Genomic DNA, 25,861 nt, shown 5'->3' with positions numbered 1-25,861 from the left:
ATCGATAGTTGCGGCCCCTAGTGGGCCGCAATTGTTTTCGGCCTCTACTCTTTTTTAAATAGCGATAGCAAATTTTTAATAATGCCAAAATCATTTAGTTGGTATTATTTGCCCCGGATTTTGAACAACGCTAAATTTACACAACCGTGAATTAGGAGAAACATCATGGCTTTTGAATTACCCGCATTGCCTTACGCAATTGACGCTCTGGCTCCTCACATTTCTAAAGAAACTCTGGAATTTCACCACGGCAAGCACCATAAAACTTATGTTGATAAGTTGAACGGTTTGGTTCCCGGCACCGAATTTGAAGGCAAAAGCCTGGAAGATGTGATCAAAACTTCTTCTGGCGGTGTATTCAATAATGCTGCGCAAATTTGGAACCACACCTTCTACTGGCACTGCCTGAGCCCCAACGGTGGCGGCGCAGCAACTGGCGCAGTAGCAGATGCAATCAATGCAGCCTTTGGTTCATTCGACAAATTTAAAGAAGAGTTCACTAACTCTGCCATCAACAATTTCGGTTCAAGCTGGACCTGGTTGGTGAAAAAAGCCGATGGTTCAGTAGCTATTGTTAACACTAGCAACGCAGCTACTCCATTGACTGACGCGTCTGTGACCCCCATTCTGACTGTGGATTTGTGGGAACACGCTTACTACATCGACTACCGCAATGCGCGCCCAACCTACATGAACGCTTTCTGGGCGTTGGTGAACTGGGAATTTGTGAACGCTAACTACGCCAAGTAATTAGTTGTTTGCACTGGAAACGGGCCTGCGGGCCCGTTTTTTTATTGCGTGAAATAAAAATCGCAGCCTATGTTTGTGCGGGCTGCTGCTATAAAATGCGCGCACTTATTACCCATTTATTTCACTGACTCATCGTTAAGGTAGCTGTTGTTATGGAACGCAGAGAACCCACATTGTCCACTGGCGCTGTGTCTGAACCAGCGGAATCTACATCGCGTCGCCCGCAAGCGCCGCTTCGCGATCATGATGACGAGCCTGCATCTGCTCGCCCTGCACGTAAAGCGGCATCGGCCCCGGTTTACACTCAAGCGCCATCCAGCAGTTTGCCAGCCGTTGCTCTGGTTATTGCGTTGGTTGCGGCAGCGGGTGCAGGTTTTTTAGGGTGGCAGCTATTTCAAGCGCAAGCCATGTTGAAACAGGCGGATGCACGTATCCAGGGCTTGGAACAGCAGTTGAGTATGACGTCTGAGGAGTCCAGTGCATCGGTAGTGACGCTGCAGTCCAACTTGAAGAAAATAGACGGTGAAGTGCGTCGTATCGCTGGTTTGGTTGAAACCAATCGCAAAGCAATCGCTGCCAATACAGAAAAAACGACGGCGGTGGGGCGAGATGCTGCCAATGCACAAAAAACCGCAACAGATGCAAAAACAACGGCGGCCTCCCTCAAGCAAGAGCTAGCGGCTAATAAAACTGTTGCCGATGGCGCGGCTGCAAAAATTGATGGCATGGCTACCAGTGTTAGCCAGCAAACCCAAAGTGTTCAGCAGCTGAAAGAGCAGTTGGACAAAATGTCGCTGGAAATGACAGCGTTGGATAGCTTGGCGACACGTATCCGCAATCATGATGAGGCGATTGCGGCTATTGATGACTTCCGTCGCAGCACCAATCGCGAGCTGTTGCAGATTAAACAACAGCTAACCGCCAAGCCCTAAACACCCACACCAGTGCCCCGGGTTTTTTACCGGGGCGCTTTTACTTTGCTTATTTTCTTCGCTATTTTTCTTTAAAAAGCCCAACCAATACCTGCAACTGCGCGCGCCTCATCGGTTTCTGTTTCAGGCATAGTGGTTTCATGTACGCTCAAACTCCACTGCAAACCAAGCCAGTCTTTTTCTGCACGAAGAAAATAATGCAAATAATCAGATTCCCCCAGAATTGAATATTTATTTTCATCGCCCGTGACTGCATAGTCAGCTCCCAGAGTTAAGTTGAACCAATCGTTAAGCGGAAATTGTTTGGAAACTTGCACTACGGTGTACTCGGCTCCGCTACCAAAATAATCCCATGCGTAATGAAACCCGAGGCTTAATAGTGAAGTGTGTAAGGTGGCATAAACTTCGTTGTAGCTGTAATCGTCACTGATATCTGCGCCCTCATACAAAAATTGGGCGATGCCTGCGTCAAGCGATAGTGTGTCGGAAAATGTGTTGTAGTACCCGGCATAGACGCCGATTTCGGTATCGGTCTCCTCTCCAAAATCTACTTGTGATGCCCAACCGCTTAGATATAAACCTGATTCGCCCGACCAGGTGGTGGTGAATTGCAGTGCCGGGTCATCCTGTGTTTGTGATAAACCATAGGAGAGATAATTGCTAACAAACGAGACTTTGCCTGATACCTCTGCTTGCACTGGTGCCGCCAGATTTACGGTTGCTAAACACAATGCCGCCAGCTGATAAGTACCAATAAGCTTCACGGTCAATCTCCTGTCCGGTGGTGATTTATTTAATGCACGGCAATAGCTATTGCTAGCAGCGTAGTTGCGACAAATGCCCGTCAATATCCTGCGTGATTTTGTCCACATTGCCACTCGCGGAAAATACGCTGTGCGACAAGCGTTCAAGTTCTTGCGTTGCATCGCCAATGGCGGAGATGTTGCGATTAATTTCTTCTGTAACCTGATTTTGCTCTTCCGCGGCGGCCGCGACTTGATAGGCGCTATCAGTAATCGAATTAATACCTTGAGTAGCTGTCGTCAGGCGCTCGTAGGCATGTTCCGCTTCCACGAGCGTGTCACCAACCCGCTGGGTGTTTTGGTTTATTTGCACAACGGTTTGATCAACTTGTTGTTGTAAACCCTGAATTAAATTTTTAATTTCCTCGGTGGATTGTTGAGTGCGCGCCGCGAGTGAACGCACTTCATCGGCTACTACCGCAAAACCACGCCCTTGTTCACCGGCGCGCGCCGCTTCAATCGCTGCATTTAATGCGAGTAGATTGGTTTGTGCGGCAATGCTTTGAATAACATCGGTAATGCCACTGATTTTATTGCTACTTTCGGCTACCAGCTGAATTTTTTGACTGGAGTTGGAGAAGTCGGTCGCTACGCCTTTAAATTCTTCTACGGTGCGTTGGAATAAATCCCGCGCGTTATTGATCTCTTTTACTGAAGCTTGTGAATCGCTGGAAGTATTACTGGCGAGTTTGGCAACTTCATTGGCGGTAGCTGACATTTGGTGAATCGCCGTCATAATATTTTGAATTTGCTCCACCTGTATTTCCGTTGCCGAGCGTGTATTTTTGGAGGTTCCGGTCAGGCTGTTACTTTGCTCTTTGAGGCGAATGGAATCCTGTTTTAAGGCGAGAATCATTGCGCGTAATTTTTCAGTGAAGTTATTAAAGCCATCTGCCATATCAATTAATTCCTTGTCATTCGAGGGAATTAATTTGCGTGTTAAATCACCGTCGGAACTGGCGAGCTCGCGCATCATATTGCTCATGTTGACGATAGGTTTGGTCGATTGTTTAATCCACAGCGACACCACACCAACAAAAACTACCAGCAGAATTAACGCCAGACCAATCATATTGGTTGCCGTAGATAAGCTACTTTCCTGCAGTGATTGGCTCAGTTCATCCACCACGTCGTACGCGATAACGGAGGGCGTAACTATCACCATTTTCCACTCGCTACGCACAGCATCGGCTTTAATGGGTTGTACAGTGATAATTTGATCCTTGTAAATAAATTGGTTTTTGTTACTGGCGGCGAGTGCATCAAATAAGTCTTTATCACTGGCCACAAGTGCTTTGCCAACAAACTCAGGGTGCATACTGCTGGCTACCACATTATTGCGTTCGCTCAGTAAATACATACTGGTTTTGCCGTCATATAAATTGGCAGATTGCGCGAGAATATTTTTTTGTAACACCGGCAGGTCTATATCGATACCGGCAACACCGCGAAATTCATTGTTCACTAAAACCGGTGCAACCAGTGAGGTAAGTAAAACTTTATTGCCCGGAGTTACCTCGTAAAGATAAGGTTCCATTAGGCAGGGTTTACGTGTGTCGCGGCTGCATAAATACCACTCGGCTTTACGCAGGCCATTGGTGTCAATGGTGGCATCGTATTGATCGGCGTAACTGACTTGGCTGGAGACTGGGCCTTGGGGGTTTGCGACCCAGTAAATTCCCAGGCTGCCTGTTTCCGAGCTGTACTCGGCATCGCCCAAAAATTCACTGTCGAGGTTGTCGTAGCCGTTGCTATCAAACTGGGCGTAAATGGATGATGCCGACGGTGTGGCAACCAACATGTCATAAGTCATTTTTTTAACTTGTACACGCGTGTAGGGTGTGCCACTGCCGTGGGCGGTGCCACTCAAAATACTGGCCAGGTGCAGTGCCACATCAAAGTTGCGATTGAGCAGTGAGCTGGTTTCCAGCGCGCTCACCTGGGCGATTTCCAACAGGCGGTTATCAATAGTCGCCTTCATGGATTCCGCGCTGCGCGCAATGGATTCTTGCGCGTTGTTCGACATCGAACGCCAGGCGACGAAACTCAAGGTGCCCATGCTAAATGCGAGGATCAGCGCAATACTCAGGCTGAGCTTGAAACGGAGTGATAGGGCATTCATAGGTGGTGCTTCCTTAAAGGGTGGCGCTAAATTCAGCCTAGTTGTTAGTTGGCAAATTGCACAATTTTTAAGCTGATAAAGTCATTTACCCGAGCGCCTGTTGTGGAGTTGATGGTGTAGAATTGGCGCCACTTTTTTATCTACAACAAGAGATGCGCTTATGCCAACCGTGATTCGCCAGCAAGATCTGATCGACAGCGTCGCCGATGCGCTGCAATTTATTTCCTACTACCATCCCGTTGATTTCATCCAGGCCATCCACAAAGCCTACGAGCGCGAAGAGAGCAAAGCCGCTAAAGATGCGATGGCGCAAATCCTGATTAACTCGCGCATGTGTGCCATGGGCCATCGCCCCATTTGCCAGGACACCGGCATAGTTACCGTGTTTGTCACCGTGGGTATGGATGTGCAATGGGACGCGCAAATGAGCCTGACCGATATGGTCAACGAAGGCGTGCGCCGCGCTTATATGAACCCCGATAACGTGCTGCGCGCTTCAATTCTCGCCGACCCGGATGGTGCCCGTAAAAATACTGGCGATAACACGCCTGCGATAATTCACTACAACATCGTTCCCGGTAATACAGTTGATGTGCATGTGGCCGCCAAGGGTGGTGGTTCAGAAGCCAAAACCAAATTTGCCATGTTGAACCCGTCTGATTCAGTAGTGGACTGGGTATTAAAAGTCGTGCCGGAAATGGGGGCTGGTTGGTGCCCACCGGGCATGTTGGGTATCGGCATTGGCGGTACTGCCGAAAAAGCCATGCTGCTGGCGAAAGAAGCTTTGCTGGAGCCAGTGGATATCCAAGAGTTGCAAGCGCGCGGGGCGAGTAATCGCGCGGAAGAATTGCGCATTGAGCTGTACGACAAAGTGAATCGCCTGGGGATTGGTGCACAAGGCCTGGGTGGCTTGACCACCGTAGTGGACATTAAAGTCAAAGACTATCCAACCCACGCGGCCAACAAAGCCATCGCTATTATTCCCAACTGCGCGGCAACCCGTCACGCCCACTTTGTACTGGATGGCTCCGGCCCCGCCTTCCAAACGCCACCAGCGTTGGAAGACTATCCAGATATCACCTGGGAAGTGGGCGACAGCGTGCGCCGCGTAAATCTGGATACAGTGAAGCCAGAAGACGTGTTGGATTGGAAAACCGGTGAGACGATTTTGCTCTCCGGCAAGATGCTCACTGGCCGCGATGCCGCGCACAAGAAAATGACCGATATGCTCGCCAAGGGTGAAGAATTACCGGTGAGCATGAAAGGCCGCTTCATTTATTACGTCGGCCCGGTTGATCCAATCCGCGATGAAGTGGTTGGCCCGGCAGGCCCCACCACCGCCACGCGTATGGATAAATTCACTCGCACCATGCTCGAACAAACTGGTTTGCTTGGCATGATCGGTAAATCCGAGCGCGGCCCGGCGGCGATAGAAGCAATCCGCGATAACAAGTCGGTGTACTTGATGGCCGTGGGCGGCGCCGCCTATTTAGTAGCCCAGGCGATTAAGTCTGCCAAGGTGCTCGGCTTTCCTGAGTTGGGGATGGAAGCCATTTATGAGTTCGACGTAAAAGATATGCCGGTAACTGTCGCGGTGGATTCGCGCGGAGAATCGGTACATAACACCGGGCCGAAAATCTGGAAGGCCAAAATTGAAGAAGGTGTACTTGCGGTTCAATAATTATCCCAAGTGCAATTACTTCTCAAATGAAAAAACGGCAGCTATCAAGTTGCCGTTTTTTTTAGAGCTACTGTTTAAATTGTTTTTCGCTATATAAATAATATTTTTTAAGTTTTTATCTTGTATTGAATTACCCATCTCATCGTTTGCGTTATTAATTTTGTTTCAGTTTCTTGCTGAATCGCGCATCTAAAAATAAACCTGCTACTTTTAAATCATATTGACCGGGGTGACAGCGGCTGTCGCCATTTCTTTTGCAAGCAAGCAGGGGATCTCCACCGTTATGCCAACCAAGCAGATTATCGTTATTGCTGCAGCCTTTGTTGGCGGTGGAGCACTTGGAGTTTGGGTTCATCCTTTATTAGCGGCAGTATTTAGTACCTTGGTTATGGTGGTATTGGTTTTGTCGCTCAATTCATATGCCAGGCCTGAATTGGTTGGCGGTGGCGACAGCCACACCCAACGGCAAGACAACGCCGCCCCCCTGCAGGATGCCAGCCTGATAATGGGCGAGGTTGTTGCAGAAACCCAGAAAAGTTTACACGCACAAATTGCGATTCAAGCCGACGCAATTGGCTTGTTAGTCCAGTCTTTTGATGCCATTAAAACCTTGCTGGATGAACAGCAAAACCATATCCATAACCTGCTTTATGATAATGAAACGGATAAAAATACCATTTCAGCGCGCATGAGTTTGTTTGCAGAAAATACCTATGATCTGCTCAACCGCTTTGTAGATACCACGGTTGAAATTAGCGCTTCGTCTATGGAACTAGTGGAAAAAGTGGGCGCCATTGCCGAGCAAATGCCTACCGTTATCCGTGCGCTAAAAGACATAGATCAAATAGCCTCCCAAACTAATTTGCTGGCACTTAATGCTGCGATTGAGGCTGCGCGTGCCGGTGAAGCCGGGCGTGGCTTTGCCGTGGTTGCCGACGAAGTACGCGCACTTTCCAATCGCTCAGCAGGTTTCAGTCGCGATATACAGCAACAGCTAAGAGCTATTGCTACGGCAATTGCAGAGCTTGATCAAGTGGTTGGGCAAGTTGCCTCCCAGGACATGACCTATGTGTTACTGGCCAAGGCAGAAATGCAAAGAATCAGCTCCCAATTAATCCAAAAGGCGGATGCGGATCAAGCGATAACACATCAAATGGAAGGCATTTTGGCGCAATTGGTTGTGGCGTTGAACAATGCAACCCGTGCCTTGCAATTTGAAGATATGTCGCGACAAAACATCGATTACAGTATTTCGCAATTAAATGATCTGAAACCTCTGGTTGCACAGTTAACACAAGCAGCAAATTTTCCTGAGCGGCTTGAAAAAGAAGTTGCTAACTACAGGAATAGCGGTGCGCGCCAAAAACACAATCCAGTATCTGCTTCCTCGATAGAAAGCGGTTCTGTAGATCTTTTTTAAATTATCCGGGAGTTAACAATGACTCAGTCAGCCGCTGTAATTCGCATGCCAAAACGTTTTGATTATTCATCCAGCAGTGAATTCAACGCTGCTATTGCTGCTGCCCTGGATTTTGGTGGCAATGTGACATTGGACTGTATTGAAATGGAGTATATCGACAGTGCAGGCATTGGCTTGCTGGTTATGTCGCATAAAAAAGTACAGGCAAAAAATGCCAAGCTAATTATGCAAAATCTGAAATCAGCACCCAAAGAGATTCTTGGGTTGGCAAATATTCAAAAAATTATTGATATTGATTAATTTATTTATTTGGCGCTTTTAACTGGAGTAGTTATGACTGATCAAGCTGTTGTGATACTACCTAATCGTTTTGATTACGGCTATCACAAAGAATTCCAACGAAAGTGTACCGAGTGTCTGGAAGGCAATGGAATCACCAAAATTGTGTTCGACTTTGGTGCCGTCGAGTATTTAGATAGTGCTGCCTTGGGCATGATGATGATGTGGCAGCGTCGCGCTGCGGCCTCTAATAAGAAAATGTATATCAAGGGTGCAAAGGGAGCTACTGCACAAATATTAGCGATGGCCAACATGCAGCGCATTTTCGACTACATATAGTGTTCTTGCCGTAGATTTTGCTCACTCAACACTTGGTGTTGTTACTGTTTTTATGGTTGCCTGCACTGGAAGCTTATGACTGAATTACTGTCGGACAAAACGCTGCGTATTTTAGTTGTTGACGATGATCAACTGCTAAATGAACTGCTATGCGAATTTTTGCACAGTAAGGATCTGCAAACCCATTCTGCGTTCAGCTTTTCCGATGCCAAGCGCGAGCTAAGTAATAACTCTGTAATCGATTTGGTATTGCTGGATTACGAGTTGGGTGATGGTACTGGCCTGAATTTGATGCGCGATCTGGCCAATGAAAATATTTCAATACCACCGGTCATTATGATTAGTGTCAATGAGGATCCGGATTTTCTGCAAAATTGTTTTGCGTGCGGTATTGCCGATTACATTATCAAGCCCATCAATTTGTCGTTGTTGGCTTTAAAAGTAAGGGCACTTATTAATTCGGTGTCCATGCAAAAACTCATCAGCTTGCAAAATGCCGAATTGGCGCGGTTTAAAAAAGAAGCTGAGCGCGAAGAGGCAATTGCTAAATTCATTTATGAATATTTGCTCGGGCAAAACAGTCAAAAAGTTCAAGGTGTTGAAACCTGGTTGCAATCCTCTGCTTCATTCAGTGGCGATATCGCAATGGCGCGCACCTCTCCCGGTGGCGATTTATATTTTATGCTGGCAGATGCGACCGGTCATGGTCTCTCGGCGGCAATTACTATAATGCCAGCGGTATCCATCTTTAATAGCATGGTGGCCAAGGGGTTTCATCTGCAACCCATAGTGACTGAACTCAATAAAAAACTCTGCCGCGATACCCCTCCTGATCGATTTGTTGCTGCCATTATTGTGCAGGTACAAAAAGATCAAGGTGAACTCCACGTGTGGAATGGTGGAATGCCAACTGCGCACTGGGTTAGCGATGGTGTAATTCAGCAAACTTTTCGCTCGCGTCACATGGCGTTGGGTATTCTTGATGATGACCAGTTTGAAGCAACTGTTGAAACCTATCGTTTTCCTAAAAGCGGATTTTTTTTCGCCTGTACCGACGGTTTGCTAGAAGAGAGAAACCCGGCTGGAGATTGTTTTTCCATGCAGCGGGTGGTGGATGTTATCGAGTCTGAACCTGCTGATTTGCATGCGCAATTGGTGGCAGCGCTACATGCCCACACAGGATGTGCGACTTACAGTGATGATGTCTCCATGTGCACTTTAACACCTGCAGCAATGCTCCTGGGCAGTTCGCGGCTACTCACAGACGGTATTTTGCATCGACGAATTGAGCCGGGAATTGGCCATTTTTCCTGGGCGGTGGAGCTGTCCGGGCGCAAGATTGCAGAATGTGAAATTCCTCCACTTGTAAATAAGTTTCTGCAATATTTGGGTGTCGATCAAAATGTCTGCCAGATAGTATTTTTAATTGTGAGTGAAATGGTTAGCAATGCAATTGATCATGGCATTTTACGGCTTGACTCTGAGTTTAAAGAAAATGCCGATGGCTTTGAGTTTTATTTTCAGGAGCGCGAGCGCCGGTTAAAGCGATTAACCGAAAAAGATACGATTTCCTTATCGCTTGAATGGCTAAAAGATGCCATCACCCCGAGCTTGATGATCACCGTAAAAGACACCGGGGTTGGTTATGATCCCGCCGTGTTAGATAAAAATAATGATGATCAACTTTCCGGGCGCGGTTTGTACTTAATTCGCGGCTTGGCGCAATCAGTGGAGATTGTGCCGCCCGGTAATTTGATTCGGGCAGTAATTAGTTCTTTTTAATGGAAATGTATTTGGGGCTAGCGCTATGAGTAAACATGTGTTGATCGTCGATGATTCAGTATCGGTAAGGCAAATGGTAGAGGCAACATTAAAATCCGCCGGTTATACGGTTACTGCTGCGAAAGATGGTTTGGAAGCGTTGAATTTGTGCAAAACAAAAAGCTATGACTTTGTGTTAACCGATCAGAACATGCCGAATATGGATGGTTTAACGCTGATTAAATCCTTACGTACCTTACCTGCTCACATCCGCACACCGATTGTCGTGCTCACCACTGAAGCTAGCGATGCCATGAAAGCACAAGGGCGAGCCGCTGGCGCAACAGGTTGGATGGTAAAACCTTTTGATCCCAATAAATTGTTGGAAATTGCTAAAAAAGTGATGGGGTAGGGGCACTATTGCGGTGAATAACCAGGGCGCAGCAAACGGCGCCTTTACGGAAATACTGAAGGTATTGCGAAGGATGTGAGAAATGTCGATAGACATGAAACAATTTCACACTGTCTTTTTTGACGAGAGCCAAGAGCACTTGGATGAGATGGAGCAGCTGCTGTTGGAGCTTGATATCACAAGCCCTGACGCTGAAATGCTTAACAGCATCTTTCGTGCCGCTCACTCGATAAAAGGCGGTAGTGGAATTTTTGGTTTTGATGCGCTAACCAGTGCAACACATATTATGGAAGGGTTGCTGGATAAAATCCGCAAAGGCAATCTCGCCATTACTGCAGCCATGGTTGATTTATTTTTACAGGCTGTCGATAAACTAAAAGAAATTCTGCTCGCTTATCGCCATGGTGACGCAATCGATTGGGCTGGCGTACATCAACTCACTGAACAGCTTGAAGTAGTGACCTCGGGCGCTGCTACACTTCCAAACCCTTCGGTAAATGAAAACCCCGCCTATGGTTTTTTTACCGAAACCTCTCCTGCGTCCGAAAGTGAAGCTTATGGTTTTTTTGAAGAGTCGGCGACCGTTTCCGACGATGAATCCTTTGGTTTTTTTGATGAGTCATCAGTGCCAGAAAACAAAGATACGGTGTTTGGTTTTGTTGATAGCTTGTTGGCTGCTAGTGATGATGAAGGTTTTGGTTTTTTTGACGAAATTCCATCCGTCCCGGCGGCGCCAATAGTAGTTCCTGCAATACCACCAGTGATAGCGCCAGGATCTGCTGCAATTCCTGTTGCAGAAAAAAATACTGAACTCTCTCACAAACCGGTAAAACATAAAACCGCAGAATCGGTGGCGGTAGAGAGTTCATCCATTCGTGTAGATGTTGCCAAGGTTGATCAGCTCATTAATCTCGTGGGTGAAATTGTTATCACCCAATCCATGATGAACTTGTTAGGGCAAAGCCTTGAGGGGGCGATTGCTGAAAAATTTCAAGCAGTTGCCAGTGAATTGGAGCGTAACACGCGGGAAATTCAGGAAGCGGTTATGTCAATCCGCATGTTGCCAGTATCCTTTGTGTTTAATCGTTTCCCGCGTGTTGTGCGCGACCTTGCCGGTAAGTTGGGAAAACAAATTGAGTTAATTATCGAGGGCGGCGATACCGAATTGGATAAAGGCCTAACCGAAAAGTTAGTGGACCCACTGACGCATTTGGTGCGCAATAGTATTGATCACGGCATTGAATCACCCGAGGTGCGCCGCGAACGCGGTAAAGATCCGGCAGGTAAGGTGACGCTTCGCGCCGCGCAGCAGGGCGGTAATATTGTTATCAGTATCAGCGATGATGGTGGCGGTTTGAATCGCGAGCGCATTCTGGAAAAAGCCTATGAAAATAATATCCCTGTTAGTGACAACCCAAAAGATGAAGAGGTATGGCAATTAATTTTTGCGCCAGGTTTTTCAACTGCTGCCGCTGTGACTGATATTTCCGGGCGCGGAGTGGGAATGGATGTGGTGAAGCGCAATGTGCAAAGTTTAGGTGGGCGCATTCACATTGAATCCCGCGCGGGACAGGGTTCCAGTTTTACTATTCATTTGCCATTGACCTTGGCCATTGTGGATGGCATGTGCGTATCTGTTGGCGATCAAACATTTATTATTCCACTGGTTTCTATTGTGGAATCCATTCAACCAGCGCAAAAGGACATTAAAACCTTGGGTAGTAACGATCAGTTACTGCAGGTGCGCAATGAATATTGGCCCATCTTACGGCTGCACAGCATTATGCAATTGGAGCCTGTTTTTAGCGAAGTTTCCAAAGGCATTGTGGTATTGGTTGAAACTGCGAAACATCGGTTTGCATTGTTTGTGGATGCCTTGGTTGGCCAACAGCAAGTGGTCATTAAAAGCCTGGAGCAGCATTACAAACGCGTTGAGGGTGTTGCCGGTGCCACCATTTTAGGCGATGGCAGTGTTGCATTGATTTTGGATGTGGAATCCCTGGCGCTATCGATTAATCAATCGGTGCATTTGGCTGCTGCTAGCTAAACTTTAGCAATACCTCTGTTTGGGAGTGCGTGTGTATGGATCAACTGTCGCAATCAATTTCTGCGAGTACCGTGCAGGAATTCCTCACTTTTAGTTTGGGTGATGAAAATTATGCAATTGATATTCTGACCGTAAAAGAAATTCGCGGTTATGAGTCGGTAACAAAAATTGCTAATGCACCGCCCTTTATTAAGGGGGTGATTAATCTGCGTGGCGATATAGTTCCAATTGTTGATTTGCGCATTAAATTCAACGTAGGACAGGTAACTTACGACGAATTTACGATTGTGATAGTGCTGCATATTCGCAGCCGCATTGTGGGCATTGTGGTAGACGGCGTATCAGATGTTGTCGGTTTGAGTAAGGAACAGTTGCGACCGCCACCCGATTTTGGCGTGGCGTTTAACAGCCGTTATTTGTTGGGGCTGGCAAGTGTTAATGAGCAGATGATTATTTTGGTTGATATTAACGAACTTATATCCAGCGAAGAGTTGGGATTATTCGATACAGCAGACGCACCGGCGACAAAAAACTAAGGAAAATTACCCATGAAACTATTTGAATTATTTGCTGGCGATAAAGATCTGATTAAAGTCAACGCACAAGAATTGGAGAATGTTCGCGGCCAATTGGCGGCGATTCATCGCGTGCAAGCGGTTATTGAATTTGCATTGGATGGCACCATCCTCAATGCCAATCAAAATTTTCTGGCGTTAACCGGATATAGTTTGGATGAAGTTAAAGGTCGCCATCACAGTATGTTTGTAGATTCTGAATATCGTGCGAGTGATGCCTACCGAAAGTTTTGGGAATGTTTGGCGCGCGGCGATTTTGAGGCTGGCCAATATAAACGCATCGGCAAGGGCGGCAAAGAAGTATGGATTCAGGCTAGTTACAATCCAATCCTTGATACCGATGGGCGAGTGATTAAGGTTGTGAAATACGCGACTGATATCACCCAAAACGCTATTAAGAATGTCAATGCGCAGCGCGAGATGGATCGTATTTTAAGTGCGCTTGATTCAACCTCTTCCAATGTCATGGTTGCTGATAATGATCGCACTATTATTTACATGAACAAGGCTGTCGAAAAAATGTTGCGCGCAGTAGAAAACGAATTACGCAAAGCATTGCCACATTTTTCGGTGGATAAAGTGCTGGGCAGTAATATGGATATTTTTCATCGCAACCCTGCACATCAAAGTCAATTGCTCGCCAATCTCCGTGATACCTATGTGGGTAATATAGTAGTGGCTGGCTGCAGTTTTCGCTTGATTGCCAATCCTATCTTTTCGGATTCTGGCGAGCGTTTGGGTTCCGTTGTGGAATGGATAGACAGAACCAAAGAGGTGGCTGCCGAGCATGAAATGAGCCGGATTCTTGGTGCGCTTGAAACCACGACTACCAATGTGATGATCGCCGACCCGGAACGAAAAATTATTTACATGAATAAATCGGTGGAGATGATGCTGCGTATTGCAGAGGCAGATATTAAGTCCGTGTTACCGCATTTTTCTGTGGATAAAATCGTTGGTAGTAATATGGATATATTCCATAAAAACCCCGCACATCAAATGAAGTTGCTAGAAAATTTAACCACTACGTACACCGGCAATATTGTTGTTGGCAAGCGTTCATTTCGGTTGGTTGCCAACCCCATTTTTTCCAAAGATGGTGCGCGCCTCGGATCTGTCGTTGAATGGTTGGATCGCACTGAAGAAGTTGCGGTTGAGCAGGAAGTTAATCATTTGGTTGAAGCTGCGGCTGCAGGCGATTTTAGTGTGCGACTGAAAACCGAAGGTAAAAATGGTTTTTTCCTCAAGCTGGCGGAAGGGCTAAATAGTTTGGTCACCACTGCTGATAAAGGCCTGAAAGACGTAGCTCGGGTGTTGGGCGCGATTGCACAGGGCAATCTTACCGAGACTATTGATGCTGATTATTCGGGCACCTTTGGCGATTTGAAAAATTATTGTAATGAAACAACCTCCAGTCTCACCAGTATGCTCGGTGAAATTCGTATGGCAGCGGATACTATTTTCACTGCCTCCAGTGAAATTGCCCAAGGCAATGCCGATCTTTCCAGCCGCACTGAACAGCAAGCGGCAAATTTGGAAGAGACGGCTTCCTCTATGGAAGAATTAACCTCCACCGTTAAATTAAATGCCGATAACGCCAAACAGGCTAACGTACTGGCGGAACAGGCATCGGCAGTTGCGACAGATGGCGGTACTTTGATTCAGCAAGTTGTCACCACCATGAATGCAATTAATGAATCGGCGCGGAAAATCTCTGACATTATTGGTGTTATTGATGGTATCGCGTTCCAGACTAACATTCTTGCGCTCAATGCAGCGGTAGAGGCGGCGCGTGCCGGCGATCAGGGGCGTGGTTTTGCAGTGGTTGCATCCGAGGTGCGAACCCTGGCGCAGCGCTCGGCTAATGCAGCAAAAGATATTAAAGCGCTGATATCGGATTCAGTACAAAAAATTGATAGTGGTAATCAGTTGGTTGGAAAATCCGGCGATACCATGAAAGAAATTGTGAATGCGATAAAACGTGTGAATGACATTATGGCTGAGATTGCCGCTGCTTCGGCTGAGCAGTCCACTGGTATTGAGGAGGTTTCTACTGCTGTATCACAAATGGATGAAATGACTCAGCAGAATGCGGCGCTAGTGGAACAGGCAGCAGCGGCAGCCGAAAGCTTGCAAGCACAAGCGGATCAGTTAACCCAAAGTGTTGCACAGTTTCATCTTGCAGTAGATAGCGCTGTAGAGCCTGCGCCAAAAAAACGGTTAAGTGCGCCCGGTAAGAAACCTGTTAAAGCTGCTCCTGCAAGAAAACTCGCACCGCCCAAAGCAGCTCAGGAAGATGAATGGGAAGAGTTTTAATGCGTGACCGCGAGTTTAATTATCGCGACGCTGATTTTGAGCGAATCAAAGCGATTATTTATCGTAAGGCTGGCATTCATTTGGGGGATAGCAAAAAACAGTTGGTCTATAGCCGTTTGGCGCGTCGTTTGCGGGTGTTGGGGCTGGTTGATTTTGCCGTTTATTTAAATCATCTAGAGCAAACACCTGCCGAGCAGGAAGAGTTTGTTAATGCACTGACAACAAACCTGACGGCATTTTTTCGCGAATCCCATCATTTCAATATACTGGCTGATTATGCCAAAACACATCGCAGTGGTTCACCCAAATTGCGGGTGTGGTGTGCTGCATCCAGTACCGGTGAAGAACCTTATTCCATTGCGATTACGCTGGTTGAGGCATTTGGCCGTTACGATCCTCCGGTTGAAATTATCGCCTCAGATATAGATAGCAATGTATTGGCTGAAGCGAGTCGTGGAATTTATTCCATGGATCGCATTGACTCTTTATCGCTACAGCAAAAAAAACAGTTTTTTCTTCGCGGTAAAGGTGGCAATGCTGGCAAGGCTAAAGTTATTGAGCCTTTGCGGCGTTTGGTTGAATTTAAAAAAATTAATTTACTCGAGCGGCATTGGCCATTACAGGGTGTGTTTGATGTTATTTTTTGCCGCAATGTAATGATTTATTTTGATAAACCGACCCAGCTAAGTTTGCTGGAACGTATGGTTCGCTTACTGCGACCGAATGGTTTGTATATTGCCGGGCACTCTGAAAGTTTTGCGCAGGCTAGTCACTTGGTGAAATTGGTGAATAAAACCACCTATCAGCCAGCAAGGACTATGGCTGAAGGTGTTGGGCATGAACTTTGAACAGAATGTCCATTTCGCTCCCAATGTCTATTACGACCGTTATTTCGATTGCGACGCGGTAAAAATTTTACCTGGCGAATATTGTGTGACTGCCGCCAATAAAATGATTGTTACTGTGCTGGGCTCCTGTGTCGCCGTTTGTTTGCGTGATCGCTACTCGGGGTCAGGGGGCATGAATCATTTTTTATTGCCGAATGATGAGAGTAACCAAACCGGCCTGCTAACTGAGTCGGCTCGCTATGGCAGTTACGCTATGGAGTTGTTAATTAACCATTTGCTTAAAATTGGCGCCAATCGCAATAGGCTTGAGGCCAAAGTATTTGGCGGGGGAAATGTGCTGCGCGGCCTAACAATTAATAATGTGGGCGAACGCAATGCGGAGTTTGTATTGGATTATTTGCATAACGAAGGTATTCCAATCGTGGCGCAGGACCTGCTTGGGCCTTATCCACGCAAAGTATATTTTTTCCCACAGACCGGAAAAGTGCTTATTAAGAAAATTAAATCTATTCACAACTCCACTATTCTTGATCGTGAAAGTGAATACCGTATGCGCGTTAAATACACACCCAAAAGCGGTGATGTCGAATTGTTTACCTAGTGTTTTTTTATGGGGTGATAGTTTTGGCGATAAAGGTACTTGTTGTTGACGACTCCGCACTAGTGCGCAGTTTGCTGGCGGAAATTATTCGCGCCGCGCCTGGTCTTGAGTTGGTTGGTTTGGCACCCGATGCTTATGTTGCACGGGATATGGTAAAGCAGTTTGTGCCCGATGTGATTACGCTTGATATAGAAATGCCACGCATGGATGGATTGAGTTTTTTGGAAAAGCTGATGCGGGCGCGCCCGACACCGGTGATTATGATTTCCACCTTAACTGAAGTCGGTGCAGAGGCGACCTTACAGGCGTTGGAGTTGGGAGCAGTGGATTTTATTCCCAAGCCAAAATTGGGAATCGCCAGTGGTATTCGTGAATATGCCGAGCTGATTGTAGAAAAGATTAAAACGGCTGCCACCATAAAAGTTAAACCGTTTAAGGGCGATGCAAGCCCCAACGTCAAGCCGGAACAGAAAATAGCTATTGCCGGACGTTTGCAAAGCACGGAAAAAATAATCGCAATTGGTGCTTCGACTGGCGGCACCGAAGCGATTAAGGATTTATTAATGCAGTTGCCTGCTGCTATGTCCGGTATTGTGATGACCCAACATATGCCGCCGGGATTTACACGCACTTTTGCCGAGCGATTAAATAAGCTGACACGGTTGCATGTTGTTGAGGCCAAGGGCGGTGAGCGCATTTTGCCGGGGCATGCGTTTCTTGCACCCGGTGGGCATCATTTAATTGTGGCGCGTTCTGGAGCTGATTATGTGGTCAAACTTTCTGATGCAGAGCCGGTACACCGCCATCGCCCGGCGGTGGATGTAATGATGGAATCGGTAGCGCTCGCGGGCGGTAAAAATGTAGTGGGAGTTTTACTGACTGGTATGGGCAAAGACGGTGCCAAGGGTATGTTGGCGATTCGTCAGCAGGGTGGTTATACGCTCGCACAGGATGAGGCGAGCTGTGTGGTTTATGGTATGCCGAAAGAAGCCGTGCAAATTGGTGGTGTGGATCAGGTAGTTGCCTTGGATAAAATGGGTGCACTATTGCTGGAGAAAATAAAAACCATGGGCAGTGGCAACCGCCTTTAATAGGATTGCGGTGCTTGAGGGAAGGTTAGCGCGAAATTTAATACCTCTGCTGAATCCTGCAATTCGATTTTTCCGTGCATTTTTTCAATAATTTCTTTGGCTATTGTTAGGCCTAATTCGCTGCCGTTGTTGTAATTGCTGTGGGTAATGCCTGGGCGTTTGCCCAGTTGTTGTTGCAGATTGCTGCGCGCATCTGTATCCAGTTTGTGATTATTACTTCGCATTTCTATTTTTATATGCCCGCGCTCTTCCGACAGCGCAATCGGCACCACACCATGGCGACCTGATACTTTTAACAAGAATTGCAATATATGACCAATTGCTTGCTCAAAACGGTGCGCATCGGTGTGGATCATTGGATTGTTCAGGTTTTCGGTAATAATCGCTTTACTCTGGTAAATATCACTAAAGGTCTGCTGCTGGCTTATCGCTGCGCGAACTAATGGCAAAGCTGCTTGATGGCTTAAATTAAAGGGCATATCTCCACGGGAAAGATTCTGCATTTCAATCAAATCACCCATAAGCTTTTGCAGTTGATAGCTATTGGTTTGTGCGATTTCAGTGAGGTTGGCAATGTGTTCGGGCAATTCCTCTACGGCGCGTTTGCGTAATAGTGTAATAGCTTCGCTAATAAGGTTGAGCGGCCCAAGAATTTCGCGGCTGGCAGCGCTGATAAATTGAGTGCGTAAATCGTCGATACGTTTTTTTTCAGTAATATCGCGAACAATTCCGATAAATACCGGTTCGCCTTGTTGATAGACCCGCGACACCATGAGATCCATCGGAAACTCCTGGCCGTTGCGACGTAGCCCCCGTACTTCACGGCCAATACCAATAATATTTTTCTTGCCGGTATGCAGGTGATTTTTTAAATAGCCATCGTGCATGGATTGATAGGGTTCGGGCATGAGCACGCTGACATTTTTTCCAATAATTTGCGGGGCGCGATAACCAAAGATGGTTTCCGCAGCGTGATTAAAACTTTCAATAATGCCCAATTTATTAATGATAACTACACCATCTGCAATGTCATTCAAAATGGTTTGATGCTGTTGGTTGCTCGCCTCCAGTGCGGCTTGATCTTGTTCATGCTGTTGTTGGTGATTAAGCGTTTGCACAAATTGGGCGATACTTTTCAGAATGGGCTCAAGATCGGTAATGGTGTCGCTGCTGTAGCCCGCAGGGGCGTTGGCCAGCCCGAGCATGGCAACCTGTTCTTTGCCATTAAAAATGGGAATGCCAATAAAACTTTCAATAGCAGGGTGACCGGGGGGGAGAACTGCTGCACGCAAGTCGCGCCCCAAGTGACTGGTAATCAGCGGTTTTCCCGATAGCATTATGCTGCCAAACATGGTGGTGAGATTGCGATACTCTCCATTTGTGGGCAGGTTTTTTTCACGAAACAAACTCAGCTGTAGGTCGTTGCTTTTGCTGCTGGAAAATACCAGTGCCCGCATATAGGGCTGCCCTTGTTCATCTTTATTTACCTGACCTATAAAGCCGAGTTTGCTATCGCATAATGGCAGCGTATCACGCAATAAATTTTCCAGTGCGGCCTGAATTTTATTTTCATTGATAAAGATAGATTGTGCGCTGTTAACAATTTGATCGAGCCGTTGTTTTTTGTCCAGTGCTTCGCTTAGGCGTAGCAAATCAAATTGTTTGGTGAGTTGGTCAATCATTGTGTTGCGAGTGCGCGCTGTGCCAGCAATGACAAAAAATATAAAAATGACCGTCATGCCTGACATGAAAAAGGCCGTGGGGCCGTCTTGTAATAACATCACCACGCTGAGTGGGCTGATAGCCAGTATCACAAAACCGATGCTGCAATATTTGTCGACAGTGAGTGAAGTAATAGAGCCGGTTGCAATACCTGCAAGCGTAAATGCTAGTAGCGCCTGATAAATACTGGCTTCGGTCGCAAATAATAAAAAAGCGGCTGAACCCCATGCCAGACCGGTAAGCCAAGCGCCCACACGAAAGCTGTTTAACCAAAAACGTGTCGAATAGAGCTGATGCAGATTATTCCAGCTGAGCCAGAGCACGAGGCGTGCTAATAACACGCTACTCAAAATCAGATTCCACAAAATAATGTCGGCGTGGGCGATTACTTTCCACTGGGATACGCTGAGCATAAGCGCTATAACCAAAGAGGCGATCAGCGAAAGTGGAAAACCTTTGTAGAGTTGGCGCACCTGTTCCGGTTCAAGGTGTTCGCGTTCAAATGAATAGGGCGAAGACTCCCGGACAACATGTGTGGCTGAGTTTTGATGGCCGGAGGGCAGTGAATCGTCGGGCATCGCTTATCTCGTCAGTTGCGGGTGAGGTGGTAGTCGGTTCAAGTATAGATCAGCACCCAAGGCTTTCTAGGGCGATGGAAAAGATTCTAACAATAGGTTTTATGGCAGGGTATTACGGGGGATTACTGCATCGCCGCTAAACACAGTGATGCAGGTAGTGCTCAGTAAAGACGGGCGTCTTTACTATTTAGTAGAGGCGATACTGCTCGGGAATTTGTTCTACTGAATCAACCGGCGGCATCAGTTTGTGCAGAATGCCGTCGTGAATATCGTAAATCCAACCGTGAATGCTCAGTTCCTGACCGCGCGCCCAGGCATTTTGGACTATGTTGCTGCGCGCAATATTTTCTACTTGTTGCACTACATTTAACTCGCACAAGCGGTTGACTCGTTCATCGGGATCACTGATTTGATCCATGATTTCTTTGTTGTTGTAATAAACATCGCGAATATTGCGCAACCAGTAATCAATTAGCCCCAGTTTGCGATTTTCCAGTGCTGCTTTTACACCGCCGCAGCCATAGTGGCCGGTTACCATTACATGTTTTACTTTGAGAAACTCAACGGCGTAATTAAGTACAGTCATGCAGTTGAGGTCGGTGTGAATGACCACGTTGGCCACATTGCGGTGTACAAATAATTCACCGGGGGCGAGGTCAACAATTTGGTTGGCGGGTACGCGGCTATCCGAGCAGCCTATCCATAAATACTCTGGCGCTTGCTGTTTGGCCAGGTTGGAAAAAAAGTCAGGCTCTTTGCGTTTGATATCTTCGGCCCATTTTACATTGCTGGCAAACAGGCTATCTAAATCACTCATAGTGGCTCCAAGGCGGGACTTTGCGGTTAAATGAAAGACGGGATTTCAGATCAAAAACAGGTTTTGTAATTAAAAAAATCCGGTCACAAAAATCAGGCGGCAGTATAGGGGAAACTGCTTGGGAGGTGTTAGATTGCCCGCTGTTGGTGCAGTGAGGTGCTGTGAGTGTCTGGCAAAATTGTGGAATAAATAATATGAAGAATGAATCGTCAGTTAGTCTCTATTGGCACGATTACGAAACCTGGGGCGAGGTGCCGGCGATTGATCGCCCTTCGCAGTTTGCCGGTGTGCGCACGGATGAGTCGCTCAATGTGATCGACGAGCCTTTAATGATTTATTGTCAGCCAGCGCCTGATGTATTGCCAAAACCGGAAGCTTGTTTAATTACAGGACTGTTGCCGCAAGTCGCCCAGAGCAAGGGCTTGCCAGAGTGCGAATTTATTGCCGCTATTCATCGTCAGCTCGCGCGTCCGGGGACTTGCGGTGTGGGGTATAACTCGATCCGTTTTGATGATGAAGTAACGCGTTATACTCTCTATCGCAACTTTTATGATCCATATGAGCGCGAGTGGCGCAACGGTAATTCGCGCTGGGACATTATCGATATGGTGCGTATGACCCGTGCGTTGCGACCGGAAGGGATCGAATGGCCTAATTATGAGGATGGTCGTCCTTGCTTCAAGCTGGAAATGCTGAGCCAGGCGAACAATCTCAAACACGAGGCTGCACATGATGCGCTCTCAGACGTCTATGCCACCATCGCTGTGGCCAAGCTGATTAAAACCCGCCAGCCTAAACTCTATGATTACGCTTATCGTCTGCGCGACAAACGTTTTGCCGCAAGTATGATTGATATCGATGCTGCCAAACCGCTGCTGCACATTTCCTCCCGTTTTCCCGGTGAGAACGGCAACGCGGCGTTGATTGTGCCTTTAGCTATGCACCCCACCAATAAGAATTCGGTGATCGCTTACAATCTGAGCGCCGATCCGCAAGCCTTGCTCAGTTTGCCGGTCGAGGAATTACAGCTGCGGCTTTATACCCGCACCGAGGATTTACCCGAAGGGGTAGAGCGCTTGGCGCTCAAAGAAGTGCACATGAATAAAACCCCGATGCTACTACCGGCAGCGATGCTGGATGATGCCACTGCCCAGCGTTTGCACATTGATAAGCAGCGCTGCGAGGCGCATTGGCAAGTTCTGCGCAATCTGACGTTAAGTGAGCGCGAATCCTTGCTGCAGCGTTTATATCAATTGTATTCGAGCAACTCTTTTGCGGAAAAAACAGATCCTGAGCAACTGCTTTACAGCGGTTTTTTTGATGATCACGACAAGCGTTTAATGACCCGCGTGCGCAATGCTGATCCTGAAACATTGGCTAATACCGCCTTTCCATTCAATGACCCGCGGTTGGGGGAAATGTTGTTTCGCTATCGCGCCCGCAATTTTCCTGCCAGCCTCAGTGCCGAAGAGCTGCAGCGCTGGCGGGAATTCTGCCGTTGGCGGCTGACTTCACCTGAGGCGCAATCTTCTCTGACCTTGATGGAGTTTGATCTGCGGATAAAAACGCTCAGTGAGGCGGAGTCCACCAGTGCTGAGCAGCGTCTGCTTTTGCAGCAATTAGCCGCGTATGGCAAGCAGTTGATGGCAGCTGGGTAAAACAGGGTTCAATTTGACTTTGCACAGGGTTTTAACGGCCGCAAGTGTGGGAATTTGGTCTGCTTGCGAGTACAATCCCGCGCCCAAGAAGGTACCGGTCTGCGGATTGCGACTCGTGATCGTGCCCTGTGAATTGTCAACGAGTGTTAGCGGGAGTCCCCATGTCATCTATCAAAAAAGTAGTGTTGGCCTATTCCGGTGGCCTTGACACGTCTGTAATCGTTAAGTGGTTGCAGGAAAACTACAACTGTGAAGTGATCACCTTTACCGCTGACATTGGTCAGGGCGAAGAAGTTGAGCCGGCCCGCGCTAAAGCTGAGGCGCTAGGCGTTAAGCAAATTTACATTGACGATCTGCGCGAAGAGTTTGTCCGCGATTTCGTATTCCCTATGTTCCGCGCTAATACCATCTATGAAGGTGAGTACCTGCTCGGCACCTCTATTGCCCGCCCTTTGATTGCCAAGCGTTTGATTGAAATCGCCAATGAAGTAGGTGCAGATGCCATTTCCCACGGCGCTACCGGTAAAGGTAACGACCAGGTGCGTTTTGAATTGGGTGCCTATGCATTGAAACCAGGTATCAAAGTAATCGCCCCATGGCGCGAGTGGGATTTGACCTCCCGCGAAACCTTGATGGCGTATTGCGAGAAGCACAATATTCCGGTTGATTACTCCAAGAAGAAAAAATCACCTTACTCTATGGATGCCAACCTGCTGCATATCTCTTACGAAGGCAAGGTTCTGGAGAACCCGTGGACTGAAGCCGAAGAAGATATGTGGCGCTGGACTGTTGCCCCTGAAGCCGCTCCTGATAAACCGACTTACCTTGAGTTGACCTACGAGAAAGGCGACATAGTTGCTATTGATGGCAAGCCAATGTCTCCGGCTACCGTACTGGCTTACCTGAATAAGGTTGGTGGTGAGAACGGTGTTGGTCGTCTGGATATCGTGGAAAACCGCTATGTGGGTATGAAATCTCGCGGCTGCTATGAAACCCCTGGTGGCACCATCATGATGCGTGCGCACCGTGCAATTGAATCTATTACTCTGGATCGCGAAGTTGCCCATTTGAAGGACAGCTTGATTCCCAAGTATGCGGACATGATTTACAACGGTTACTGGTGGAGTCCTGAGCGTCTGATGATGCAGGCGATGATCGATCAGTCACAAGCTCATGTAAACGGTGATGTACGCGTGAAGCTTTACAAAGGCTCAGTGAGTGTTGTTGGACGTCGTTCTCCCGACAGCTTGTTTGATGAAAAAATAGCGACTTTTGAAGATGATGCTGGTGCATACAACCAAAAAGATGCAGAAGGTTTCATTAAACTGAATGCACTGCGTATGCGTATTGCTGCTAACAAGGGCCGTATGCTGAAGTAATTTCCTTTTTAACCTGCGCTCCTGTGAGCGCAGGTACTTTATTTACCTGGGTAAATAAAGTGTTCGGGTTAATTCCGTATAAATAATTTGATAAATATCAATCCTGTAACTACTTGCGTGGGACAAAATGCCACACATGAGGCAAAATGCCGCACCTTCAGTAGGGTTATAGGCTTGATGATTGCCGTGAAGCTCCGTGCGGTAAGTTGCACGGCCAGAGACAAACAAGTTTTCATTTCTCTTTAAGTAACAGGAAAGTCCTATGGGTAGTCATGCGACTGTAGCTGGGGATCCTCCAGTATACGACTTCGATATAGTACGCAAGTTCTCCATTATGACCATTGTATGGGGCATAGTGGGTATGGGCGTTGGTGTGCTTATCGCATCACAATTGGTGTGGCCAGGTTTGAATGACTTGCTGCAACCCTACACACATTTCGGCCGTTTGCGCCCCCTGCACACTAATGCAGTAATTTTTGCGTTTGGTGGCTGTGCGCTGTTTGCGACTTCTTACTACGTTGTGCAACGTACCTGTCAGACCAGTTTGTTTGGTGGTTGGTTAGTGCCATTTACTTTCTGGGGTTGGCAAGCCGTTATTGTATTGGCCGTAATTACTTTGCCGCTGGGCATGACCTCCTCTAAAGAGTATGCGGAGCTGGAATGGCCAATTGATATTCTTATTGCACTCGTTTGGATTTCTTATGCGATTGTGTTCTTCGGCACCATTGTTAAGCGTAAAACTTCCCATATTTATGTAGCTAACTGGTTCTACGGCGGCTTCATTCTTACCGTTGCCGTGCTGCATATTGTCAACAGTGCTGCAGTGCCAGTAACTCTGACCAAATCTTACTCTGCCTATGCCGGTGCTGCCGATGCTATGGTCCAATGGTGGTACGGTCACAACGCAGTAGGTTTCTTCTTGACCGCTGGCTTCCTTGGCATGATGTACTACTTTGTACCCAAACAAGCGGGTCGCCCTGTTTACTCATATCAGTTGTCTATCGTGCATTTCTGGGCGTTGATCTCCCTTTACATATGGGCTGGTTCTCACCATTTGCATTACTCTGCTTTACCGGATTGGACTCAATCATTAGGTATGGTGATGTCATTGATTCTGTTGGCACCAAGCTGGGGCGGTATGATCAACGGTATTATGACCCTGTCTGGCGCTTGGCATAAGCTGCGCACTGACCCAACCCTGCGCTTCCTCGTTGTTGCTTTGTCCTTTTACGGTATGTCTACCTTCGAAGGCCCAATGATGGCCATTAAAAACGTAAACGCACTCTCTCACAACACTGACTGGACTGTGGGTCACGTTCACTCTGGCGCACTCGGTTGGGTGGCAATGATTTCTATCGGTGCCCTGTACCACATGATTCCGAAACTCTTTAATCGTGAAGAAATGCACAGCGTTAAATTGATCAATATGCACTTCTGGTTGGCCACTGTGGGTACTGTTCTTTATGTAGTGGCTATGTGGATTAACGGTATCGGTCAAGGTTTGATGTGGCGTGCATTCAACCCCGATGGTTCTTTGACCTACAGCTTTATTGAAACCGTCGTGTTCAGTAAAGGGGGTTACATCATGCGTCTTATTGGTGGTGCTTTCTTCCTGACCGGTATGCTCGTGATGGCCTACAACACTTATCGCACTGTAAGCGCTTCCAAAAAAGAAGCAGCTGCAAATGCTACCCAGCCTGTTCAGGCACCAGCTGTTTAAGGGGAATGCC

21 protein-coding genes are annotated in these 25,861 nt (G+C 47.2%); 17 read left to right on the top strand and 4 right to left on the bottom strand.

Annotation, left to right across the window (positions count from 1 at the left end; translation table 11 throughout):
• Positions 1-165: 165 nt before the first annotated feature.
• Together D0B88_RS16885 and D0B88_RS16880 are read left to right on the top strand one after the other, a co-directional pair.
• Positions 166-750, top strand: a complete 585-nt coding sequence (locus D0B88_RS16885) for a Fe-Mn family superoxide dismutase (RefSeq protein WP_007643938.1) — start codon at positions 166-168, stop codon at positions 748-750.
• 152 nt (positions 751-902) lie between these two features.
• The gene (locus D0B88_RS16880) at positions 903-1,682 is read left to right on the top strand and encodes a hypothetical protein (protein WP_225318428.1); all 780 of its coding nucleotides are present in this window, start codon (positions 903-905) and stop codon (positions 1,680-1,682) included.
• Between the two features lie 71 nt (positions 1,683-1,753).
• Here D0B88_RS16880 and D0B88_RS16875 read toward each other — a convergent pair whose 3' ends face one another.
• Positions 1,754-2,446 carry a TorF family putative porin gene (locus D0B88_RS16875; RefSeq protein ID WP_191966463.1) on the bottom strand — a complete coding sequence of 231 codons (693 nt, stop codon included), beginning with the start codon at positions 2,444-2,446 and terminating at the stop codon, positions 1,754-1,756.
• A 52-nt stretch (positions 2,447-2,498) separates the two neighbouring features.
• Positions 2,499-4,607, bottom strand: coding sequence for a methyl-accepting chemotaxis protein (locus D0B88_RS16870; protein WP_151058607.1), 2,109 nt, complete (start codon positions 4,605-4,607; stop codon positions 2,499-2,501).
• 160 nt (positions 4,608-4,767) lie between these two features.
• Between D0B88_RS16870 and D0B88_RS16865 the strand changes: the two genes are divergently transcribed.
• From D0B88_RS16865 to D0B88_RS16810, 12 genes are all read left to right on the top strand, one after another.
• Positions 4,768-6,288: a fumarate hydratase gene (locus tag D0B88_RS16865; protein ID WP_151058605.1), complete on the top strand. Its 1,521-nt coding sequence runs from the start codon at positions 4,768-4,770 to the stop codon at positions 6,286-6,288.
• Between the two features lie 283 nt (positions 6,289-6,571).
• Positions 6,572-7,708, top strand: coding sequence for a methyl-accepting chemotaxis protein (locus tag D0B88_RS16860; RefSeq protein ID WP_151058603.1), 1,137 nt, complete (start codon positions 6,572-6,574; stop codon positions 7,706-7,708).
• An 18-nt stretch (positions 7,709-7,726) separates the two neighbouring features.
• Positions 7,727-8,008, top strand: coding sequence for an STAS domain-containing protein (locus D0B88_RS16855; protein ID WP_007643924.1), 282 nt, complete (start codon positions 7,727-7,729; stop codon positions 8,006-8,008).
• A 33-nt stretch (positions 8,009-8,041) separates the two neighbouring features.
• The gene (locus D0B88_RS16850; RefSeq protein ID WP_151058601.1) at positions 8,042-8,326 is read left to right on the top strand and encodes an STAS domain-containing protein; all 285 of its coding nucleotides are present in this window, start codon (positions 8,042-8,044) and stop codon (positions 8,324-8,326) included.
• Positions 8,327-8,401: 75 nt separating this feature from the next.
• Positions 8,402-10,108, top strand: coding sequence for a SpoIIE family protein phosphatase (locus tag D0B88_RS16845; protein WP_151058598.1), 1,707 nt, complete (start codon positions 8,402-8,404; stop codon positions 10,106-10,108).
• Positions 10,109-10,133: 25 nt separating this feature from the next.
• A complete protein-coding gene (locus D0B88_RS16840) occupies positions 10,134-10,499 on the top strand; it encodes a response regulator (RefSeq protein WP_151058596.1) in 366 nt (121 codons plus the stop codon).
• 82 nt (positions 10,500-10,581) lie between these two features.
• Positions 10,582-12,546 (top strand): chemotaxis protein CheA, encoded by a 1,965-nt coding sequence (locus tag D0B88_RS16835; protein WP_151058594.1) that lies wholly within the window; start codon positions 10,582-10,584, stop codon positions 12,544-12,546.
• Between the two features lie 35 nt (positions 12,547-12,581).
• Positions 12,582-13,082, top strand: a complete 501-nt coding sequence (locus D0B88_RS16830; RefSeq protein WP_007643919.1) for a chemotaxis protein CheW — start codon at positions 12,582-12,584, stop codon at positions 13,080-13,082.
• A 12-nt stretch (positions 13,083-13,094) separates the two neighbouring features.
• Positions 13,095-15,437, top strand: coding sequence for a methyl-accepting chemotaxis protein (locus D0B88_RS16825; protein ID WP_151058592.1), 2,343 nt, complete (start codon positions 13,095-13,097; stop codon positions 15,435-15,437).
• Entirely contained in the window at positions 15,422-16,285 is an 864-nt protein-coding gene (locus tag D0B88_RS16820) for a CheR family methyltransferase (protein WP_225318427.1), read from the top strand. Before D0B88_RS16825 ends, D0B88_RS16820 begins: the two co-directional genes overlap by 16 nt.
• On the top strand, positions 16,275-16,886 hold the full coding sequence (cheD, locus tag D0B88_RS16815; RefSeq protein ID WP_007643915.1) for a chemoreceptor glutamine deamidase CheD: 612 nt from the start codon (positions 16,275-16,277) through the stop codon (positions 16,884-16,886). The genes D0B88_RS16820 and cheD overlap by 11 nt, the downstream gene beginning before the upstream one ends.
• A 14-nt stretch (positions 16,887-16,900) precedes the next feature.
• A complete protein-coding gene (locus tag D0B88_RS16810) occupies positions 16,901-17,977 on the top strand; it encodes a chemotaxis response regulator protein-glutamate methylesterase (protein ID WP_304487088.1) in 1,077 nt (358 codons plus the stop codon).
• Here D0B88_RS16810 and D0B88_RS16805 read toward each other — a convergent pair.
• Positions 17,974-20,277 (bottom strand): PAS domain S-box protein, encoded by a 2,304-nt coding sequence (locus D0B88_RS16805; protein WP_151058588.1) that lies wholly within the window; start codon positions 20,275-20,277, stop codon positions 17,974-17,976. The genes D0B88_RS16810 and D0B88_RS16805 overlap by 4 nt on opposite strands.
• 187 nt (positions 20,278-20,464) lie before the next feature.
• Positions 20,465-21,094, bottom strand: coding sequence for a carbonate dehydratase (can, locus tag D0B88_RS16800; RefSeq protein WP_007643912.1), 630 nt, complete (start codon positions 21,092-21,094; stop codon positions 20,465-20,467).
• A 194-nt stretch (positions 21,095-21,288) separates the two neighbouring features.
• On the opposite strand from can, the gene sbcB reads away from it, so the two are divergent.
• From sbcB to ccoN, 3 genes are all read left to right on the top strand, one after another.
• Entirely contained in the window at positions 21,289-22,752 is a 1,464-nt protein-coding gene (gene sbcB / locus D0B88_RS16795) for an exodeoxyribonuclease I (protein ID WP_151058586.1), read from the top strand.
• 161 nt (positions 22,753-22,913) lie between these two features.
• Positions 22,914-24,131, top strand: a complete 1,218-nt coding sequence (locus tag D0B88_RS16790; protein ID WP_151058584.1) for an argininosuccinate synthase — start codon at positions 22,914-22,916, stop codon at positions 24,129-24,131.
• A gap of 262 nt (positions 24,132-24,393) precedes the next feature.
• On the top strand, positions 24,394-25,851 hold the full coding sequence (ccoN, locus tag D0B88_RS16785) for a cytochrome-c oxidase, cbb3-type subunit I (RefSeq protein ID WP_040392740.1): 1,458 nt from the start codon (positions 24,394-24,396) through the stop codon (positions 25,849-25,851).
• The last annotated feature ends 10 nt before the right edge of the window (positions 25,852-25,861 follow it).

Source organism: Cellvibrio sp. KY-YJ-3 (assembly GCF_008806955.1).
Classification (GTDB): domain Bacteria; phylum Pseudomonadota; class Gammaproteobacteria; order Pseudomonadales; family Cellvibrionaceae; genus Cellvibrio.
This window is presented reverse-complemented; position numbering and strand designations above follow the sequence as displayed.

Coding starts and splice junctions, on each gene's coding strand:
- sbcB (WP_151058586.1), top strand. CDS start 21,289: ATGAAGAATGAATCGTCAGTTAGTCTCTATTGGCACGATTACGAAACC.
- D0B88_RS16835 (WP_151058594.1), top strand. CDS start 10,582: ATGTCGATAGACATGAAACAATTTCACACTGTCTTTTTTGACGAGAGC.
- D0B88_RS16825 (WP_151058592.1), top strand. CDS start 13,095: ATGAAACTATTTGAATTATTTGCTGGCGATAAAGATCTGATTAAAGTC.
- D0B88_RS16820 (WP_225318427.1), top strand. CDS start 15,422: ATGGGAAGAGTTTTAATGCGTGACCGCGAGTTTAATTATCGCGACGCT.
- D0B88_RS16845 (WP_151058598.1), top strand. CDS start 8,402: ATGACTGAATTACTGTCGGACAAAACGCTGCGTATTTTAGTTGTTGAC.
- D0B88_RS16860 (WP_151058603.1), top strand. CDS start 6,572: ATGCCAACCAAGCAGATTATCGTTATTGCTGCAGCCTTTGTTGGCGGT.
- D0B88_RS16790 (WP_151058584.1), top strand. CDS start 22,914: ATGTCATCTATCAAAAAAGTAGTGTTGGCCTATTCCGGTGGCCTTGAC.
- cheD (WP_007643915.1), top strand. CDS start 16,275: ATGAACTTTGAACAGAATGTCCATTTCGCTCCCAATGTCTATTACGAC.
- D0B88_RS16870 (WP_151058607.1), bottom strand. CDS start 4,607: ATGAATGCCCTATCACTCCGTTTCAAGCTCAGCCTGAGTATTGCGCTG.
- D0B88_RS16885 (WP_007643938.1), top strand. CDS start 166: ATGGCTTTTGAATTACCCGCATTGCCTTACGCAATTGACGCTCTGGCT.
- D0B88_RS16880 (WP_225318428.1), top strand. CDS start 903: ATGGAACGCAGAGAACCCACATTGTCCACTGGCGCTGTGTCTGAACCA.
- D0B88_RS16805 (WP_151058588.1), bottom strand. CDS start 20,277: ATGCCCGACGATTCACTGCCCTCCGGCCATCAAAACTCAGCCACACAT.
- D0B88_RS16830 (WP_007643919.1), top strand. CDS start 12,582: ATGGATCAACTGTCGCAATCAATTTCTGCGAGTACCGTGCAGGAATTC.
- D0B88_RS16865 (WP_151058605.1), top strand. CDS start 4,768: ATGCCAACCGTGATTCGCCAGCAAGATCTGATCGACAGCGTCGCCGAT.
- ccoN (WP_040392740.1), top strand. CDS start 24,394: ATGGGTAGTCATGCGACTGTAGCTGGGGATCCTCCAGTATACGACTTC.
- can (WP_007643912.1), bottom strand. CDS start 21,094: ATGAGTGATTTAGATAGCCTGTTTGCCAGCAATGTAAAATGGGCCGAA.
- D0B88_RS16855 (WP_007643924.1), top strand. CDS start 7,727: ATGACTCAGTCAGCCGCTGTAATTCGCATGCCAAAACGTTTTGATTAT.
- D0B88_RS16840 (WP_151058596.1), top strand. CDS start 10,134: ATGAGTAAACATGTGTTGATCGTCGATGATTCAGTATCGGTAAGGCAA.
- D0B88_RS16850 (WP_151058601.1), top strand. CDS start 8,042: ATGACTGATCAAGCTGTTGTGATACTACCTAATCGTTTTGATTACGGC.